Genomic DNA, 18,459 nt, shown 5'->3' on the forward strand with positions numbered 1-18,459 from the left:
CGGTCATCCCGCCACCTCCATGACGTCCAGGGCCGAGGACAGCACCTCGACCGCGTCGCAGCCCGCGAAGACGAACGCGTCCACCCCGGCCGCCTCGAATTCCTCCCGGCGCTCGCCCGGCCGGCCGGCCAGGAACACCCGCACCGCACCCGCCGACGTGAGCGCCGCCGCCACCGCGGCCGCCTGCTCGCCGTAGACCGCATCGCTCGAACACAGCACGGCGGTCCGCGCGCCGCTCCGGGCGAACGCCTCCGCCACCGACTCCGCGTCCACCGCCGCCGGCTCCTGCACGGTCTCGATGCCGCCCGCCTGGAACAGGTTGGCGGCGAACGCCACCCGCGCGGTGTGCGCCGCGACCGGGCCCAGCGCGGCCAGGAACACCTTCGGCCGGTCCCCGGTCGCCGCCAGATGGGCGTCCGAACGGGCCCGCAGCGCCTCGTACGCGTCGTCCCTGCGCACCCGCGGCAGCCCACCGGACACCGGCGCGGGCGCCGGCTCGCGCTCCACCGGCGCCTCGGCGAGGAACGGGAACTCGCTGACACCGGTGATCGGTTCGCGGCGGTGCGCCAGGTCCTCGGTGCGGCGCGCCCAGGTCGTGGCCAGCCGCTCGCGGAGCATCCCGGAGCGCAGCGCCGCGGCCTGACCGCCCGCCGCCTCGATCTCCTGGAAGAACGCCCAGCCCGCCCGGGCCAGCTCGTCGGTCAGCCGCTCCACGTACCAGGAGCCGCCCGCCGGGTCGATCACCTTCGACAGGTGCGACTCCTCCAGCAGCACCGACTGGGTGTTCCGGGCGATCCGGCGGGCGAACGCGTCGGACAGGCCGAGCGCCGCGTCGAACGGCAGCACCGTCACCGCGTCCGCACCCCCGACCCCCGCCGACAGCCCGGCGACCGTGGTGCGCAGCATGTTCACCCACGGATCCCGACGGGTCATCATCACCGGTGAGGTCACCGCGTGCTGGACCTGCGCGGACCCGCCGGGCGCGGCCCCGCACACCTCCGCGACCCGCGCCCACAGCCGGCGGGCCGCGCGCAGCTTGGCGATGGTCAGGAACTGGTCCGCGGTCGCGGCGTAGCGGAACTCCAGCTGCCGGCAGGCGTCGTCGACGCCCACCCCGGCCGCGGTCAGGTGCCGCAGATAGGCCACACCGGTGGCGAGGGAGGCGCCGAGCTCCTCGGCCGCCGAGCCGCCCGCCTCGTGGTACGGCAGCGCGTCGACCGCCAGCGCCCGCACCCCGGGCGCCTCCGCGAGGCAGCGGCCGGCCAGCCGGGCCGCCGCCTCCAGCTGCACCCGCAGCTTGCTGTCGTCGCCGGTGCGGGCCAGCAGCCCCAGCGGATCGGCGCCCAGCGCGCCGGTGGCCTCGGCCGCCGGCACACCGGCCGCCGCGTACAGGCGCAGCAACTCCTCGGCGGCCGGGGCGAAATCGGCGCCCGCGTCCAGCACCACCGCGGCCAGGTCCAGATAGACGCCCTTGAGGGCCTCCGCAAGACCGGACACCGGCACCCCGCCGTGCCCGACGGTCAGCCAGACCGAGGTGACGCCGTTCTCCAGATCGGCGAGCACGGCTTCGTTGGCGCGCCGCGGATCGGTGTGCACCTGGCGCTGGCGTACGTCCCAGCCGGCGACGGTCGTGCCCTCGGGCCGGCCGCCCCGTACGAAGGGCGGGAAGCCGGGGCGGCCCGAAGCGGCCGTGCCGTCCTCGGCGGTGTAGAGCGGGCGGACGCGGATCCCGTCCTGGAGATCCGTGGCGAGCGCGTCCTCGGCGGCGGCGCCCGTTGCCTCGGTGGCGCCCGATTTGCGCAGCACGCCTTCGACAAGGCGCTGCCACTGCTCGCGATCGGCATCCGGGAAGGCCGCGGCCAGGGGGAGTTCGGTGGACTCGGCGGTCATGGCAGCAGGCTAGGCGAACGACCGTTAGCTGGAGCAGGGGCTCCCGCTGTGACGTTGCACTCGTTGACCACCCCCGCATGTTCATATCTATGCGTGGCTGACCGGTTCTGTACGGTGATCTCGGACACCCGACCACTTCGGACACCGACCGAGGAGCACGATGGCCAGGGCGCCGCACCGCCGCACCACGGCCGCCGCCCTGCTCCTGGCCGCCGTCGCGCTGCTGTGGGCGCTGCCCGGGTCCGACGGCCCCGGCCGGACGGCCGGCTGCACCGGACGCCGGATCGCCTCCTGGTCGGTCGATTCCCGGCAAACCGCCGCATTCGCCCGCTACGGCAACGACAACGCCCGCACCGACGACTGGACCGGCGGCGACGGCACCCACTCGGTGCGCCTCCCCGACGGGCGCACGCTCTGGCTCTTCTCCGACACCTTCCTCGACCGCATCCAGCCACCCCCCAACCCCCAAGGCCAGCGGCACCGTTGGCGCACCGCCGACCACGGCGGCACCCCGTACCTCCGGCACAACTCCCTGGTGGTGACCTCCCGTTCGGGCCGCCCGGAGCGCACCCTGACCGGCGGCACCCCGGACGCACCCGGCCCGTACTTCCCCGACCCGCCGGGCGGCGGCTGGCGCTGGCCGGTCCAGGCGCGGGTCGAGCCCCGGTCGCCCGGCGCCGCCGAGCGGGTGGTCCGGGTACTGCTGTGGCGCCGGGCGCCCGGCACCGGACCGTGGATCTTCGGCATGCCGTACGCCACCGAGGTCGCCACCCTCTCGCTGCCCGGCCTGCACCTGGAACGCATCGACGAGACCGTCGGCCCGGACGCCGCCGCCGACCCCGGGCGGCGCGTCCTCTACGGCGCCGCGGCGGTCCGGGACGGCCACTGGACCTACGTCTACGGCGCCGACGACCCGCCCTCCGCACCGGCCTCCCGCGCCTACCTCGCCCGGGCCCCCGCCGGCCGGCTCGCGGACCGAGCCGGCTGGCGCTTCTGGGACGGCACCCACTGGCAGCCGCACGCCGACAGAGCCGCACCGGTACTACGGGACGGCGGCCGCCGCGGCGTCGGCAGCGCCTTCACCGTCGTCCGCGACGGCGCGGGACCCTCCCGGTCCTGGCTGCTGTTCACCATGGACACCGGCGGCAGCGGCACCGCCGGGCTGCGCACCATCACCACCTACCGGGCCTGCGCACCCGAGGGCCCCTGGCACGGCCCGCACGGCCGGATCACCCCGCCCCGGCCACCCGCCCCCGACCCGCAGCACGTCGTCGCCTACAACCCGCAGGCCCACCCCGGATCCAGCGCGGACGGCACCCTGCTGCTCAGCTACGACATCAACTGGCTCGGCCCGCCCGGCGCCCCGGCCGACCCCCACGTCAACGGCGACGTCGACCTCTACCGGCCGCGCTTCCTCCGCGTACGGACGGCCGCCGCCGCGCCCTGACGTCCGACGCCGCGTGCCTCAACTGCCGTGCCGCTCCCGCCACTTGCGGGCGTGCTCGTCGATGTCGAAGGGCACCAGATTCAGCGGCGGGCCCTCCAGGGGAGTGCGCAGCGCCGCGCGGATCCGCTCGTTGACCGCCGTCAGGATGCGCCGCAGCGCGGCCTCGCTCGGGGCGTTCGCGGCCGCCTCGAGCGCCTCCTCGGCGTCCTTGCGCAACACCAGGCTCGGCGGCAGGTAGGAGAGGTGCTCGCGCTGCATCTTCTCCCTGATCCACCACATCTCGTCATACGGCTGATCGAGATGCGGAAGGGGCTTGCCGGCACCGGGGAGGTCGGCGAAATCGCCGCGCTCCGTCGCCTCGCGGATCTGCTTGTCGACCCAGCTCTCGAAGCTGACTCCTGGTGGCTTGCGCTCGGACATCGCGAGACTCCCCACGTCACGGCTTGCGGCCCTGGCCCTGTGATCAGCCTACGCCGCCGGCCCCCGTACCACCGGTGCCGCCCGGCGCGGTCGGGCTGGGCTGGACGATCGGGAAGGCGTTGTTGCCGCCGCACACCATGGGGCCGACCCGGACCGAGTCGCCCGCCAGGGTCACCATCACCTGGCCCGGCGGCTTGTTGCCCGGCACCCGGGCATTGGCGGCGGTGCACACCAGCTGGTTGAGCGAGGCGGAGTCCAGCAGCTTGGCGTTCATCGGCAGGTTGATCACGACCGTGCCCTCGCCGGTGGTCGCGGTCAGCGGGCCCGGGAACTTCGGCAGCACACTGGACAGGCCGCGCATCCGCTCGGCGTGGTTCGGCCCCTCCATCAGCAGCGACAGCGCCTGGTCCGGGTCGACCGGGGCCTTCGCCGGCCGGGTCGCCGAGCGCAGCCCGGACGGTCCGTAGAAGAACAGCTGGACGTCGGCCGCGGGCTGGCCCGGCGACTTCACCCCCGAGGCGGGCTCACCCGCGTCGATCACATCGGTGGGCGCGATCCCGCAGCCGGCCAGCGCGCCGGCCAGCGCGCCGCTGACCACGCCGCCCAGCACGCGCCGCCGGGCCCTGGGCGTCCGCGCCGCGTTCCGGCCGTTCATGGCGCTCATCCGTCGTTCTCCTCACCGGCCGCCCGGGTCCCTTCGGCCCCGCCCGCCCCGTCCGTCCTGCCCGGACCGTCCGCCGCGGCCGCCCCGCTCACGTCGGACCTGCCGCCGGGCTCGCCCGGCTCGTCCTGGCGCAGCGGGAGGTCCACGGTGAACACCGCGCCGCCCTCCGGGGAGTTGGCCGCCCGCATCGTGCCGCCGTGCAGCCGTACGTTCTCCATCGCGATGGCCAGGCCCAGACCGCTGCCCTCCGAACGGGCCCGGGCCGAGTCCGCCTTGTAGAAGCGCTCGAAGACGTGCGGCAGGACCTCGGGGTCTATCCCCGGACCGCTGTCGTGGACCTCGATCAGCAGCCGGTCCGCGCCCGGCTCCGGGGCGTGCAGCACCACCCGCACCGGCTCGCCACCGTGGTGCAGCGCGTTGCCGACCAGGTTGGCGACCACCACGTCGAGCCGTCGCGGATCGAGCTGGGCCCGGACGTCCTCGGGCAGGTCCGCGGTCACCCGCTTCTGCCAGGCCCGGGCCTGCAGCGTCTTGCGGATGGTCTCGGCGACGTCGACCTCGTCCAGATGGAGCGCCGCGGCGCCGGCGTCGAACCGGGAGACCTCCATCAGGTCCTCCACCATCCGCGCCAGCTTGCCGGTCTCCTGGCTGATCAGCCGGACCGCGGAGGCGGTGTCCGGGTCGAGGGAGTCGGCGTCCTCGTCGAGCACGTCGGTCACCGCGGTCATCGCCGCCAGCGGCGTGCGCAGCTCGTGCGAGACATCGGCCGCGAACCGCCGGGAGTTGGCCTCCAGGCGGCGCAGCTCGGCCATGCTCTCCTCCAGCCGGGCCGCCATGTCGTTGAACGTGCGGGAGAGGTCGGCGAGTTCGTCGCCGCCCTTGACCTCCAGCCGGGTGTCCAGCTTGCCCTCGGCGATCCGCCCGGCGGCCTGCCGCAGCCCGCGCACCGGCCGCAGCACCCCGCGCGCGGCGAGCAGCGCCGGGATCACCGCGAGGATCAGCACCGGCAGGGCGCCCCGCTGGGCCGCGGTCACCAGCGCCTCGACGTTGGACTCCTCGGCGCTGAGCGGCAGCTGGGCGTAGACGGACAGCGCGGACGCCTGGCCGTCGGACTGCCGGACCGGCATGCCGATCAGCAGCCAGGGCGACCCCGCGCGGTTGATCCGCTGGAAGGCCGGGACGTGCCGCTTCTCCACCGAGGCCTTCAGGTCGGCCGGGATCACCACACTGCGCTGCAGCCCGCCCTCGTCACTGTCCGGAACACCGCGGTAGTGGACGGAAATATCCCATTCGCGGGATTTGCCGGAGCGTTCCAGCTGCACCCGGAAGTTGTCCAGGTCCGCCTGCGTCGGCGGCACCATCAGCTCCGGCGCGAGCGAGTTGACCTGCGCCCGCAGATCGTTCACCGCGATGTCCTGGGACCGCTGCAGAATGGCGTTACGGGCCTCGCGATACGTCAGCAGCGCCGTGGTCAGCGCACTGACGGCCGCCACCACCAGGAACCCCACGACGAGCCGCGCCCGCAACCCACGCAGCAGGGTGCGCGACGGCACCTTGCCGGCGAGGCGGTTCACAGCGGACCGAAGCGGTAACCGAAGCCGCGCACGGTCTGGACGTAACGGGGGCTGCGCGGGGTGTCCTCTATCTTCGTCCGCAACCGCATCACACAGGCGTCCACCAGCCGGGAATCGCCGTGGTAGCTGTGCTCCCACACGTGCTCCAGCAACTGCTGGCGGCTGAAGACCTGCCCCGGCGTCGCGGACAGGAACAGCAGCAGCTTCATCTCCGAGGGCGCCAGCGCCAGGTCCTTGCCGCCCTTGGCGACGACCAGACCGGCCCGGTCGATGGCCAGTTCGCCGTAGGTCTCGACCGGCGCGGGCCCCGGCTCCACGGCCGGGGCCCCGTCGGCGGGCAGCGCCGTACGGCGCAGCACCGCCCGGATGCGCGCCTCCAGCACCTCACCACGGGCCGGTTTGACGATGTAGTCGTCGGCCCCCGCCTCCAGCCCGAGCACCACGTCCAGATCGTCGCCGCGGGCGGTGAGCATGATGATCGGCAGCTGCCGCTCGGCGCGGATCAGCCGGCACACCTCGAAACCGTCCTTGCCGGGGAGCATCAGATCCAGCAGCACGATGTCCGGGCGGAACCCGGGCAGCACCGTCAGACCCTCCTCGCCGCTGGCCGCGGCCGCCACTTCGTGGCCGCGCCGCCGTAGCGCAAGGGACACCCCGTCCCGTACGGCGGCGTCGTCCTCGATCAGAAGTACTCGTGGCATGGCACCAGTATCAATAAGTTTCATGATGGATCCGTAACAGGAGCAGCCTCCCCGGCCCGGGGCGCATCTGTCGTGGTGGAAGACGGCGGACGCCTCCCGCGCCCGCCGTCGGCACGGACACCGGCACGGCATAGGGGACGGGATCGGGATGGCTCGGCGCTTCGGTATCGAGGGCGGCATCATCACAGTGGTGGCGGCGGCGGTGGTGTCGCTGGGGATCGTCGGGGCGGTCGCCTCCGGCCAACTCGGCGGCCCGTCCAAGGCCGAGGCGGACACCCTCAACTCGGGCCAGCAGAGCATGCGGGCGCCGCAGAACGTCAGGGTCGACCCGTCCATCGCGCACGCCTCCGACCGCCCGGGCCGCAGCCTGAACATCACCATCGACGACGGCCCCAGCCCGGTCTGGACCCCCAAGGTCCTCGAAGTGCTGAAGAAGCACGACGTCAAGGCGGTCTTCTGCATGATCGGCCCGCAGGCCAGGGCCCACCCCGACCTGGTCAAGCAGGTGGTGGCCGCCGGCCACAAGCTCTGCGACCACACCGTCAGCCACAACACCGGCATGGACCACCAGCCGGAGCGCTACCAGTCGCAGCAGATCCTCGACGCCCAGAAGATGATCGAGGACGCGGCGGGCGGCGCCAAGGTCGAGTACTACCGCGCGCCCGGCGGCGCCTTCACGCCCTACAGCCGGAAGCTGGCCGCCGACCACGGCATGCGCCCGCTCGGCTGGAACGTCGACAGCAAGGACTTCGAGAGCGGCAGCGTCGAGGCGATCGACGCCACCGTCCGCGGCGAGATCGGCAACGGGCCGACCGTCCTCTTCCACGACGGCGGCGGCAACCGCGCCCTGACCGTCGCGTCGCTGGACCGCCTCCTGCCGTGGATGAAGCAGCAGGGTTACGGCTTCGGGTTCCCCAAGCGGTAGCCGGGGCAACCGCCTGCTCACCTACGGAACGTCGATGCGTAGCGAGCTGCGGAGAGGGTAAGCGGCCGTCGCCCCCGGGAACCCCCGGGGGGCGACGGCCGTTCTGCGGGCCGGCGGCGCCGGTCACGTCACGGCGCGGTCGGCCCAGTCCGTGGCCGCCTGTCGGCGCTGTCTGCGGCCATCTGTCGGCGTTCGGCGCTGGGCGTCCGTGGGCGGCCGTCGCCGCCCATCGGCCGTCTTTCCCCCGCGGCCCTACGCCGCGCCGAACAGCTCGGCGAGTCCGCGGTCCATGCCCAGGTGGGCGAGCTCACTGCCGGCCGGCACGGCCTCGTACGACCGGTCCAGGAACCGCCGCACGTCCACCGTGTTCAACTGCACCATCGCGATGCCCTCGTCCGCGTGGAACTCCATCACCGTGCGGTCCGGGCCGCACGGCCGCACCCGTACGTCGCCCCGCCCGGCCGGCGCCCGCACGCCCTCCGCCAGCAGCTCGCGCGCGAACGCCCAGTCCACCGCCGAGCCGTCCAGCGAGATCTCCGGCGGGAAGGACATCCGTACGGCCAGCGGGTCGGCCGGCTGGTAGTGCAACACCGCGGGCACCCCGTACGGGCCGGGAGTGGTGGCGATGAGACGGACCTGGACGGCGTGGTCGATGACGGTGTTCATCGCGCTGCTCCCTCACGGCTGTTTGGGCAATGGCTCGTCCAGTAGGACGGTGTGCCCGCTCTCGCCGTGCACGCGACAGGGGTGTGATGTATCTCATGTTGCGGGGTCCTTGTCGGAACGCTGTCACCCCTGCTGCGTTCCCCCCGAACTCCCCGGGAACGTCCGGGAATCCACCGATGCCACCGGGGATTGCCCGGCCGGAACGAGGAACTCCGCCAGAATCCCCGGCCCCGCGGCCGCCGCGAACCCGGCCGCCTCGCCGGCCGCCAGATCCCGGATGCGATAGCCGTCCTCACCCGCCGCGACCGCCGCGGTCAGGGTGACCAGACCGGACCGGCGGGTGAACGGCGAATCCGTGAACGTCCACGCCGCGATCGCGGACCGCTGGAGGACGAGGGTGTCGCGGCTGAAGGTGCCCGACCGGGCGACCAGAAAGCCGCCCTGGAGACCGTGCCCCAGACTGCGGTACGCGTCCCGCGCCAGCCACAGCACCAGCGGCGTGGCCACCACCGCGAAGACCCAGGCGCAGTGCAGCAGTACGGGGGTGAGGGCCGCCCCCAGCCCGGCGAGCAGCGCGGTGCCGGGCAGCACGACGCACAGCATCCCGCGCATCCTGCGGCGCCGGAGGGCCGCGCGGGGGTGGGGGGCCAGGGAGGCGGAAGCGGCCGGCAAGGGTGTGCGGAGGGCGCCGGCCGCCACCCGCAGTGCCTCCGCGCGCGGCGCCGGCGGCAGCAGCCCGCTCCGCTTGCGGTTCTCCTCGCGGTTGCCCAGACCGCCGGCCACCGCCCTGACCAGCGCACCACCGCCGGCCCGCAACATCAGCGGCTCCCGCAGCAACACCCCGCGCAACCGGGCGCGTTCGATGGCGACCGACCGGGTCGTGAACAGCCCGCGCCGCACCTGCAGCGTGCGGCCGTCGGTCCACTCCAGGCGGTAGTTCCACCAGTTCTCGACGTAGAGCGCCAGGGCACCGACCGAGCCCAGGGCGAGGACGGCCAGCAGCGCCACCGGGACCGTCACCCACAGGGCGCTCGTGCCGAACTCGGCGAACGCCTCCCGGACGATGCCGAGTTTCCACGGCTCGATGCCGATGCCGTCCAGCACCCGGTAGACCGAACCCGCCGCCGCGAACACCCCGCCGACGACCCAGAACGTGAGCGGCGCGTACCGCAGCCAGCGCCAGTCGACACGGGCCAGCACCGGGTCGCCGTCGGCCGCCGCACTGCCGGCCCGGGCCAGTAGTTCCGCACGCAGCCGCGCCGCTTCCGGGGCCGCCAGCGCATCCAGCGACAGCGCCCCGCCGCCCTCGCCCGAGCCGGCCGTACCGGCCCGCAACACGGTGACGCCCAGCAGCCGGTGCAGCGGTGACGCGGTCAGATCGACGGTGCGGATGCGGTGCAGCGGGATGCTCCGCAGCCGCCGGTTGAACAGCCCGCTGCGGATGTCGAGGGTGGCGGCGTACTGACCGGGCGCGGCGCCGCCTGCGGGGTCGGGCCGCACGGTCGCGTGGCCCGCCGCGTCGGCACCCCCGTCGAGGCTCACCCGGAACTCGGTACGGGCCCAGCGGATCAGACCGAGGGTGGTGACGACGGCGAACGAAGCGGCGATGACGGCCAGGGTGATCCAGCCGCGGGCGCTGATCCGACCCCCGGTGGCCAGCGCCGTCAACGCCAGCGAACCGAGCGGCGCCGCCATCCAACCGCAGTGCACCAGCAGCGTCCGCGGGTCCAACCGCCGCCACCGGGGCGGGGGCGAGGGGTGGTCCCACCGCACCGGCCGCGCCGGGTGTGAGGTGCTCATACGGCATCACCCGGCACCTGCTGCGCGGCCTCGCCGATCCGCCGCGAGAGCTCCTCGGCGTCCGCGTCCGACAGCCCCGCGATTTTTATGTCCCCGGCGGTCGAGGCGGTGGTGACGGTCACCGTCGCCAGCCCGTACCGCCGCTGCAACGGACCGCGCACGGTGTCCACCGTCTGCACCCGGGACAGCGGGGCTATCCGCCGCTTCTGCCAGAACCAGCCGCCCGCCGCGTACACCGCCCGCTCGCCGAGTTCCCAGGCGTGCACCGCGTACCGCCACCGCGGCATCACCAAGAGATAGCCGAGGCCCGGCACGACGAGCACGACCAGCAGCAGGGGCCCCAGCCACGGCAGGGCGCCCGGGAAGAACAGCACGGACAGGACCGCCATGACCAGTGCGGTCAGCAGCATCGGACCGCTGAGCGTCAGCAGCGCCTGCGCCGCCCACCAGCGGCGGGCGCGGGGATCGACGCGATGGCGGGGCGGGCGCAGGACGAGGGCGGCGTGCGGCTCGGCCTCGGGCTCGGACATGCGGAGTCACCGTTTCCAGGTCAACTGTATTGGATAGCGATACGTTATAACGGTACAAGCGACTTGCAAAAACGAGAAGCGAGAAGCAAGAAGCGCGAGAGAAGCAAGAAGCGCGAGGAGCGCGAGAGAAGCAAGAAGCGCGAGGAGCGCGAGAGAAGCAAGAAGCGCGAGGAGCGCGAAAGGAAGTCCTCCGCCGTGCCCAAGAAGGTGGACCACGAAGCCAGACGGCAGGAGATCTCCGCCGCCCTCTGGCGGATCGCCGTCACCCGCGGCCTCGACGGCGCCAGCCTGCGCGATGTCGCCGCCGAGGCCGGCATCTCGCTCGGCCGGCTGCAGCACTACTTCCGCACCAAGGACGAGATGCTGCTCTTCGCCCTCCGGCGGATCAACCAACTGGCCGCCGACCGCGTCCGCGAGCGCATCGAGGCCCTCGCGGGCGAGCCGACGCCCCGGGAGGTGCTGCGCGCCTGCCTCTCCGGAATGCTGCCGCTGGACGAGAAGAGCCGCACCGGCCTGCTGGTCGGCGCCGCCTACTACGTGCGCGCCGTCCACGACCCCGCCCTGCGCGCCGAGGCCCAGCAGGGCATCCCGGAGCTCCGCGACTTCTTCGTCAGCCAGCTCCAACGCGCCGTGGAACGCGGCGAGTTGGACCCCGGGCGGGCCACCGCGGAGGAGGCCATGCTGCTGATCGGCACGGTCGACGGGCTCGCCACCTACGTCCTGCTGGACGTCCACGAGCCGGAAACCGCCCTCCGGCTCCTGGACCGCTGTCTGGACAACCTCTTCGGGAAGGGGTGAGCGAGGGGCCCCGGGGGGCTGGGCACTTACGGGGGGCCTACGCCTCGCGCAACAGGGCGGCGAGATCCGCCTCGACGTCCAGATGCCGCGCCTCATCTCCCTGCGCGACGACCCCGTACGACAGCTCCAGGAACTCCCGCAGCTCCTGCGCCATGAACTCCACGACCGCCATCCCACCGTCGGTGCGCAACTCGACCATGATCTCCTCGGACGTACACGGCCAGACCTGCACGTCACCCGCCCCGGCCGGCCCGTACAGCCCCTCCTCCAGCAGCTCCCGGCCGAACGTCCACACCACCTCGGCCCCGTCCAGCGAGGCCGCCGGCGGAAAGACCAGACGCACCGCGAACGGGTCGGTGCGGTCGTACCGCAGGCTCGCCGGAATCACCCGCGACCGGGGAGCGGTCGCGATGAGGCGGGCCTGAACGGCATGGTCGATGACGCTGGACATCGCGTGACTCCCTAACGGTGGTGACGGTGGTGCGGACGTGCGGACACCGCGCCTCGCCGGCGCCGTGCATCGCTGACACGGCGCATCGCGGACACTGCGAAGTGCGGTGGTGCAGTGGTGCAGGAGTGCGGATGCGGCCCCCGTCCATTAGGACGAGCGGGCGGCGGGACCGGGTGCGCCGGTGACCGCGGGATTAAGCGTGAGCTGCGTCACGAGGGGAGGGCCCGGAGTGGGGAGGGAAGGGCAGGCCGCATGAAGTGAGCCTTGGCATATGGCGATGTGTCGGCACATCACCCAGGTCGGCCGGCCGACGGTCTGGACGTGACCACCCGGCTCGGCTAGCTTCCACGCACTGACGTGAGCGGGGTGGGGCGTGAGCGGGGTGGGGCCGATGCGGCGCACGGTGCGCAGGGGGAACGGGGGCAGGGGCATGACTCAGGACGTTGGTGTCGGTGCTGGCGTCGGTGTTGGTGTGGGCCGAGCCGTCGGCGGTGGCCGTGGCAGGCGAACTCGCCTGCGCGAGCTCGCAGTTGGGGTGACCGCACTCGCGGCCGCGCTCCTCTCCCTCGCCGCCGGCCCGGCCGCCGCCACGCCCGCCCCGCCCGACCCGACTGCCGTCCGCGAGCCGGTGCCGGCGGCGGCGCTCACCGGCCCGCACGCCGGCTGGCACCTCAAGGACAGCGGCAGCACCGCCCGCTTCCGCGGTCTGGCGGCCGTCAGCCGCAGCACCGCCTGGGTGGCCGGTACGTCCGGCACCGTGCTGCGCACCCGCGACGGCGGCCGGCACTGGACCGATGTGTCGCCGCCGGGCGCCGCGACGCTGGAGTTCCGCGACATCGAGGCGTTCGACGCGCGCCGTGCGGTCGTCCTGGCGATCGGCGAGGGGGAGGCGTCCCGCGTCTTCCGCACCGACGACGCCGGCGCCACCTGGACGGAAAGCTTCCGCAACACCGACCCACACGCGTTCTACGACTGCCTCACCTTCTTCGACCGGCGCCACGGCATCGCCCTCAGCGACCCCGTGGACGGCAGGTACCGCGTGCTGTCCACCGCGGACGGCGGCCGGAGTTGGCGCGTACTGCCGTCGGACGGTATGCCTCCGGCGCAGCAGGGCGAGGCGGCGTTCGCCGCCAGCGGCCAGTGCCTGGTCTCCGCCGGCAGCCATGACGCCTGGATCGCGACCGGCGGCGCGGCCACCGCCCGCGTACTGCACTCCGCCGACCGCGGCCGCACCTGGTCCGTCACCGACGCCCCGATCCCCGCGGGTGACCCGGCCCGCGGCGTCTTCGCGCTGGCCTTCCGCGACCGCGCCCACGGGCTGGCGGTCGGCGGCGACTTCCGCGCCGACCAGCCGTCGCCCCACGCCGCCGCGGTCAGCGCCGACGCCGGCGCCACCTGGTCGGCGGCCGCCCGTCCCCCGCAGGCGTACCGCTCGGGCGTGGCCTGGCTCCCGCACTCCCGCCGGCTCGCCCTGGCGGTCGGCCCGTCCGGCAGCGATCTGACCGCCGACGGCGGCCGCACCTGGCACCCGTTCGACACCGGCTCGTACGACACCGTCGACTGCGCCCCCGACCTCGGCTGCTGGGCCGCGGGCGAACGGGGACGGATCGCACGCCTGGAGCCGTGATCAGACGTAGGGCTCCGGTCGCATGGCTGGAGTGGTGATCAGGCGCATGGCTCCGGCTGCACGACTGGGGCGGTGATCAGACGCATGGCTCCGGCCGCACGCCTGGAGCCGTGAGAAGCGAGTCGGCCGCATTTCGCCCGCCCGGTCAGTCCAAAAGGCTGCCGAGCCGCCCCTCCAGTACGACCAGCAACTCGCTGAGCGCCGCGGAGAGTTCCTCCTGGCGCTGATCGCCGATGCCGTCGAGCAGCGAGGCCTCGTACCGCAACTGCTCCGGCAGCAGCCGGTCGATGATCTCGCGTCCTTCGTCGGTCAGCGACAGATGGGCGACCCGGCGGTCGCGGTCGTCGGGCCGACGGGCGATCAGCCCCCGCTCCTCCAGTTGCCGCACCCGCTTGGTCACCGCCGCACCGGACGCGAACGTCTCGCGGGCCACCCGCCCGGGCGTCAGCTCGCGGTCCATCCGGCGCAGCGTGCCGAGGATGTCGAATTCGGGACGGGTCAGCCCGGCCCGCCGCAACGGCGCATCGGCCGCCTGCTGCAGCAGCGCGGAGCAGCGGTTGAGCCGTCCGATCACCGCCATCGGGCCGGTGTCCAGCCCGGGGTGCACCTGCTGCCACTGGCGCAGCACCCCCGCGACGATGTCCTCGGTCACCCGCACTCTCCTCTCGGCCATTGCGTACGCCTTCAATTGTGCCTGCTCATAGGGCACCGGACGCGCGCCGTGGGGCCGGGGCGCGGACCGGGGGAGGAGTACCGGGGGAGCACCGGGGAGGAGTACCGGGGGGAGCACCGGGGGAGGCGCAGACCGAAGCCGGAATCGAGGCGGGAGCGGGAGCGGGAGCGGGAGCGGACGCCGGAGCCGCGGCAGCGGCAGCAGGGAAAGTCGAAGCCCGCGACGAAGCCGCTGCAACGGGGGAAGCCGACGCCGGAGCGGCGGCGCGAGCCCGCAGCCCAGGGCAGCCTAGGGCGGAGCGGATGCGGCAGCCGCAGCGTGCGCAGACGCGGAGGCCGACACCGAAACGGATGCCGACGCCGAATCGGATGCCGGCGCCGACGCGGAAGCCGGTTCCGAGAGCCGCCGTACGAGGCCGGCCAGCGTACGGTGCCCCTGTTGCTCGGCACGGGCGATCCGTTCCTCCGGGAGCGCACGCTGCCACCACTCCCCGGACGCCACTTCCACCGCCTCCCGCAGCTCGACCAGCCCCCCGGCCAGCCGGTCACGCGCCCAGCCGACCTTCCGCACGTCGCCCTCCGACCCCCGTGGCGACGGCTCGCCCGCGCGGGCGAGCAGCTCCCGCGCGGCGCCCTCCGCCGCCACGACCCGTTCCAGCGCGGATTCGATCCGGTCCGCGGCTCGTCGATTGGTGACCAGCATGCAGCAGGCCACCCCCAACGCCGCGCCCACCACCGTGTCGATCCAGCGGTCAGCGATCAGCGTGTGCGCCGGCAGAGGATTGCCGAACGCGGTCAGCAGCAGCGCCATCGGCGTCACGCAGACCGACCCCAGCCAGTAGTTGCGGGTGATGCACGCCTCCGCCCCGAGCTGGAAGGCCAGTGCCAGCACGATCATCGCGAGCTGGCCCGTGTGGATCAGCGGCAGCAGCACCGTGAACAGCAGCAGCCCGAGCAGATTGCCCAGCGTGCGTTGCAGCGCACGCTGCCAGGAGAGCGTGGTGTTCGCCTGGTAGATGGAGGCCGCCGTGACCACGGCCCAATACGGATGCCCGACACCGACAGCCATCGACGCCCAGCCCGCCAGTACACACCCGACGGCGACCCGCGCACCTATGGGCAGCAAGGGTGACCCGGGGGCGAGGCGCGCCAGCACCGCCCGTACTGCACCTGCGCCCCGCGGATGCCCCGGCCCGGGCCGGCGCAACCCGGCTGCCCCCTCGTCACCGACGACGGCCGCGTCCTCCGCCGCGACCCCCGCCGTTTCCTCGGCCTCCGCCGCCGAGAGCGTGACCCGCGGCATCGACCGCCCGCTCCGCAACACACGAGCCCACCCACCGAGCCGCTCGGCCTCGGCCACCCGCCCCAGCCACCCCGACGCCGCCGCGCCTTTCGGTGCCGCCCCTGCCGGTGCCGCCGCTCCTTCCCCTGCCGCTGTCCCGCCCCGTGCCGTCGCCCCGCCCAGCGCCGACTCCGCCCGCACCAGCAGTCGTTCGAGTGCGGCACGCACCGCAGCCCTCTCCGGGGTACGAGCCGGCACCAGGAACAACGTGTGCCAGGCCGCATCAACCGCGGCCGCAGCCCCATGCCGAGCCTGCACCACACCCGCGGGCACCACACCCGCGGGCACCACACCTGTGTGCCCCGCGCCCACCTGTTCCGCTTCCGCGTGCACCGCTTCCGCGTGCACCGCTTCGATGAGGTTCCTCTCTTCCGCGCGCAGCAGCCCCGCCGCGGCCTCCAACGCCCGGGCGACCGCGATCCGCTCCGGACCGTGCGGCCGTACGAGCGCGGGCGCCATACACACCAGCCACGCCAGGACGCCGGTCCCGAGCGCCAGCGCGAGGTGGAGCGGCACCTGCCCGAGGCGCTGCGGCACGAAGAAGGCGGACGCCGCGATGAACGTCAGGATGAGGTTCCCCGGCGGCCCGATGCGCGTGGCGTCGCAGAGCATCTTGTGCACCGCCGCGACCAGCGAGGCGAGGACCACGAGCAGAGCGGTCGAGGTGATGAGCGACGCCGCGGTCAGGGCGACACCCACGCTCGCGACCATGCCGAGCACGACCCACGGCAGCGTGCGGGCACGAGCGGCGTACGGCAGCCCGTGCGCGTACAGCGCACACATCGCCCCGGCCGAGGTGTAGAGGACCAGATCCAGCCGGCCCAGCGCGAACAGTATGAGGTCGGGGATCCCGAGAGCCACGACCGCGCTGAGCGCCGGCTTGTGCCAGATGTCGACGGGACGGCGCAGCCGCACGGTGCTCTTGATCGGCAACGGCCGGACGCGCACCACGACGCTCCCGGGCCCAGCGTTCCGGCGCCCTGTCGTCCACATCCCGGCAGGTCTGGCGTGCTTCCCCATACCTTTGAGGCTAACAGAAGATTCTCAAGTGTTTTACTCGCGAAATACAGGCCTGCGGCTCCGGCGCAGCCGCAACGGGAGTGACAATGGCCGGGTGCCAGCCGCCAAGAAGAAGACCATGACCGCCCCGGCGTCACCGGAGCGCCGCAGCGAACTGCTCAACACCGCGGCCGAGGTGTTCGCCGCGCAGGGTTACAACGCCACCACCGTCCGCCGGATCGCGGACGAGGCCGGAATGCTCGCGGGCAGCCTCTACTACCACTTCGACTCCAAGGAATCGATGCTGGACGAGATCCTGTCCACGTTCCTGACCGAGCTCTGGGACGGCTACGACACCGTACTCGCCGCCGGACTCGGCCCCCGGGAAACCATCGAGGCCCTGGTCACCGAGTCCTTCCGGGAGATCGACCGGCACCGCGCCGCCGTCGCCATCTATCAGAAGGAGGCCCGGCACCTCGCCGACCAGCCCCGCTTCGGCTATCTCGCCGACTCCCAGCAGAAGTTCGAAAAGGCGTGGCTGGGCACCCTGGAACGAGGCGTGGCCGACGGCGTCTTCCGCGCTGACCTCGACATCCGGCTCACCTACCGCTTCGTGCGCGACACCGTCTGGGTCGCCGCGAGCTGGTACCGCCCGGGCGGCCTGCACAGCCCCGAGGAGATCGCCCGCCAGTACCTCTCCATGGTCCTGGACGGCATCGCCGTACGCGTCTGACCGCAAGCCCGTACGCGTCTGACCGCAGCGCCGTGCGGAACCGACCGCAACGCCGTGGGTGGCTGCCCGCAATCAAGCACGGCCGGCCTGACGTGCAAGCCCGCGCGCCGTGCGTCCACGCGGCGGCGGACGGACGAACGAAGGGCCGCCGATTCCCTCGACGGCCCACCGCTCACTTCTCACTACTCACTGCTCGCAGCGCACCGCTCACTGCCCACGGCTCACTGCTCACTGCTCACTGCTCACTGCTCACCGCTCAAGTCTCACCGCTCAAGACTCACTGTCCTCAGCAGGAAACGTTCTTCACATACAGCGCTCGCGGAATCCCCGTCGTGCCGTACCAGACGTCCCTCGTCGCCCCCTTGGCAAGGCGACCACTCGGGTCCTTGTGGTGAGGAATGACGATCTTGTAGCACGACACGCGCTGGGTGCACAGGTTCGCCAGGCGCACGTATCGCTGCTGGCCCTTGTTGAAGAACTTCCGGACCTTGACGCACTGCGGTGAGTGGTCGGCCGCCGCCGCCGGCGACGAGGCGACAAGGGTGAGCGAGGCGCTGCACGCCACCGCTGCCAGCGATATGGCCATGATCTTCCGCACGTGATCTCCCCCGTGGAAACTCAGGTTCAAATGCAATCCCCCGCGAAGCACACGACTGGCTTCGCACGTTCATTCCCCATTGTCCACACGCGCCCCGGGAAAACAGCCTCGGGGGTCTCACAGGGACACGAGCGCGACACAAGAGCGCCCCTTTAGGAACCAGCCCCAGCCCTCCCCGACCCCGCCGCCTGCCCGAAGGTGCCACGACAGCTCGGGCCGAAGGCACTGCGCCGGCTTGGGCCTAAGGTGCCGCGCCAGCTCTGACGGAAGAAGCCTTGCCACCTCGAGCCGAAGGTGCCGCGCCAGCTCCGACGGAAGGTGCCTTGCCATCTCGGGCTGAAGGCAGGGTCAGCCCCGGCGAGCTCGACAACCATCCCGTCCTCGACCCCGGCCGACTACAGCTCGTCGATCCGTCGATACTCCAGGTCATGTCAAGTCAGTTCGGCCCGCCGAGTCGGCTCGGCCATGTCACCCTGCTCGGCCTGCCACGCCAACTACTCCCCACGCCGGGCTCCCCGCGCAGTTGCCCCCGGCCTTCCCAACCACAGCCTGGGGCCGACCGCAGCTGCCGTCCCCGGGGGCCTCTCCCCCCCCGGGGGCTCCCCCCGGGGGGGGAGAGGCC

17 protein-coding genes are annotated in these 18,459 nt (G+C 73.1%); 5 read left to right on the forward strand and 12 right to left on the reverse strand.

What is annotated here, in order from left to right; all coding sequences use genetic code 11:
* Positions 1-3: 3 nt before the first annotated feature.
* The gene (mutA, locus tag V2J85_RS38190) at positions 4-1,890 is read right to left on the reverse strand and encodes a methylmalonyl-CoA mutase small subunit (protein WP_261954784.1); all 1,887 of its coding nucleotides are present in this window, start codon (positions 1,888-1,890) and stop codon (positions 4-6) included.
* Between the two features lie 160 nt (positions 1,891-2,050).
* On the opposite strand from mutA, the gene V2J85_RS38195 reads away from it, so the two are divergent.
* On the forward strand, positions 2,051-3,337 hold the full coding sequence (locus V2J85_RS38195; protein ID WP_330824144.1) for a hypothetical protein: 1,287 nt from the start codon (positions 2,051-2,053) through the stop codon (positions 3,335-3,337).
* Between the two features lie 18 nt (positions 3,338-3,355).
* Here V2J85_RS38195 and V2J85_RS38200 read toward each other — a convergent pair whose 3' ends face one another.
* The 4 genes from V2J85_RS38200 to V2J85_RS38215 are packed head-to-tail and all read right to left on the reverse strand — an operon-like array spanning position 3,356 to position 6,696.
* Positions 3,356-3,757, reverse strand: coding sequence for a DnaJ family domain-containing protein (locus V2J85_RS38200; protein ID WP_330824145.1), 402 nt, complete (start codon positions 3,755-3,757; stop codon positions 3,356-3,358).
* Positions 3,758-3,800: 43 nt separating this feature from the next.
* Positions 3,801-4,421 (reverse strand): hypothetical protein, encoded by a 621-nt coding sequence (locus V2J85_RS38205; protein ID WP_330824146.1) that lies wholly within the window; start codon positions 4,419-4,421, stop codon positions 3,801-3,803.
* Positions 4,418-5,995 (reverse strand): ATP-binding protein, encoded by a 1,578-nt coding sequence (locus tag V2J85_RS38210; RefSeq protein ID WP_261954780.1) that lies wholly within the window; start codon positions 5,993-5,995, stop codon positions 4,418-4,420. The genes V2J85_RS38205 and V2J85_RS38210 overlap by 4 nt, the downstream gene beginning before the upstream one ends.
* A complete protein-coding gene (locus V2J85_RS38215) occupies positions 5,992-6,696 on the reverse strand; it encodes a response regulator transcription factor (protein ID WP_261954779.1) in 705 nt (234 codons plus the stop codon). The genes V2J85_RS38210 and V2J85_RS38215 overlap by 4 nt, the downstream gene beginning before the upstream one ends.
* Positions 6,697-6,844: 148 nt before the next feature.
* On the opposite strand from V2J85_RS38215, the gene V2J85_RS38220 reads away from it, so the two are divergent.
* Positions 6,845-7,621, forward strand: a complete 777-nt coding sequence (locus tag V2J85_RS38220; RefSeq protein ID WP_261954778.1) for a polysaccharide deacetylase family protein — start codon at positions 6,845-6,847, stop codon at positions 7,619-7,621.
* Between the two features lie 252 nt (positions 7,622-7,873).
* Here the strand turns inward: V2J85_RS38220 and ssgD (V2J85_RS38225) are convergent, their stop codons facing one another.
* From ssgD (V2J85_RS38225) to V2J85_RS38235, 3 genes are all read right to left on the reverse strand, one after another.
* The gene (gene ssgD / locus V2J85_RS38225; RefSeq protein WP_261954777.1) at positions 7,874-8,287 is read right to left on the reverse strand and encodes a spore wall synthesis regulator SsgD; all 414 of its coding nucleotides are present in this window, start codon (positions 8,285-8,287) and stop codon (positions 7,874-7,876) included.
* Positions 8,288-8,410: 123 nt separating this feature from the next.
* A complete protein-coding gene (locus V2J85_RS38230) occupies positions 8,411-10,087 on the reverse strand; it encodes a PH domain-containing protein (RefSeq protein WP_261954776.1) in 1,677 nt (558 codons plus the stop codon).
* Positions 10,084-10,617, reverse strand: coding sequence for a PH domain-containing protein (locus tag V2J85_RS38235; protein WP_330824147.1), 534 nt, complete (start codon positions 10,615-10,617; stop codon positions 10,084-10,086). The genes V2J85_RS38230 and V2J85_RS38235 overlap by 4 nt, the downstream gene beginning before the upstream one ends.
* 63 nt (positions 10,618-10,680) lie before the next feature.
* Here V2J85_RS38235 and V2J85_RS38240 point away from each other — a divergent pair, with 63 nt between their 5' ends.
* The gene (locus V2J85_RS38240; protein ID WP_330824148.1) at positions 10,681-11,415 is read left to right on the forward strand and encodes a TetR/AcrR family transcriptional regulator; all 735 of its coding nucleotides are present in this window, start codon (positions 10,681-10,683) and stop codon (positions 11,413-11,415) included.
* A gap of 37 nt (positions 11,416-11,452) precedes the next feature.
* Here the strand turns inward: V2J85_RS38240 and ssgD (V2J85_RS38245) are convergent, their stop codons facing one another.
* Positions 11,453-11,866 carry a spore wall synthesis regulator SsgD gene (gene ssgD, locus V2J85_RS38245; protein ID WP_261954773.1) on the reverse strand — a complete coding sequence of 138 codons (414 nt, stop codon included), beginning with the start codon at positions 11,864-11,866 and terminating at the stop codon, positions 11,453-11,455.
* 535 nt (positions 11,867-12,401) lie between these two features.
* On the opposite strand from ssgD (V2J85_RS38245), the gene V2J85_RS38250 reads away from it, so the two are divergent.
* The gene (locus V2J85_RS38250) at positions 12,402-13,493 is read left to right on the forward strand and encodes a WD40/YVTN/BNR-like repeat-containing protein (protein WP_419836872.1); all 1,092 of its coding nucleotides are present in this window, start codon (positions 12,402-12,404) and stop codon (positions 13,491-13,493) included.
* Positions 13,494-13,638: 145 nt separating this feature from the next.
* On the opposite strand, the gene V2J85_RS38255 is transcribed toward V2J85_RS38250, so the two are convergent.
* Both V2J85_RS38255 and V2J85_RS38260 read right to left on the reverse strand, forming a co-directional pair.
* The gene (locus tag V2J85_RS38255; protein ID WP_261954771.1) at positions 13,639-14,145 is read right to left on the reverse strand and encodes a MarR family winged helix-turn-helix transcriptional regulator; all 507 of its coding nucleotides are present in this window, start codon (positions 14,143-14,145) and stop codon (positions 13,639-13,641) included.
* 309 nt (positions 14,146-14,454) lie between these two features.
* On the reverse strand, positions 14,455-16,455 hold the full coding sequence (locus V2J85_RS38260; RefSeq protein ID WP_330824151.1) for an FUSC family protein: 2,001 nt from the start codon (positions 16,453-16,455) through the stop codon (positions 14,455-14,457).
* A 190-nt stretch (positions 16,456-16,645) separates the two neighbouring features.
* Between V2J85_RS38260 and V2J85_RS38265 the strand changes: the two genes are divergently transcribed.
* Positions 16,646-17,239, forward strand: a complete 594-nt coding sequence (locus V2J85_RS38265) for a TetR/AcrR family transcriptional regulator (RefSeq protein ID WP_330824152.1) — start codon at positions 16,646-16,648, stop codon at positions 17,237-17,239.
* A gap of 286 nt (positions 17,240-17,525) precedes the next feature.
* On the opposite strand, the gene V2J85_RS38270 is transcribed toward V2J85_RS38265, so the two are convergent.
* Entirely contained in the window at positions 17,526-17,837 is a 312-nt protein-coding gene (locus V2J85_RS38270) for a hypothetical protein (RefSeq protein ID WP_261954770.1), read from the reverse strand.
* Positions 17,838-18,459 lie beyond the last annotated feature (622 nt).

It is taken from the genome of Streptomyces bugieae, from assembly GCF_036352915.1.
Lineage (GTDB): Bacteria > Actinomycetota > Actinomycetes > Streptomycetales > Streptomycetaceae > Streptomyces > Streptomyces endophytica.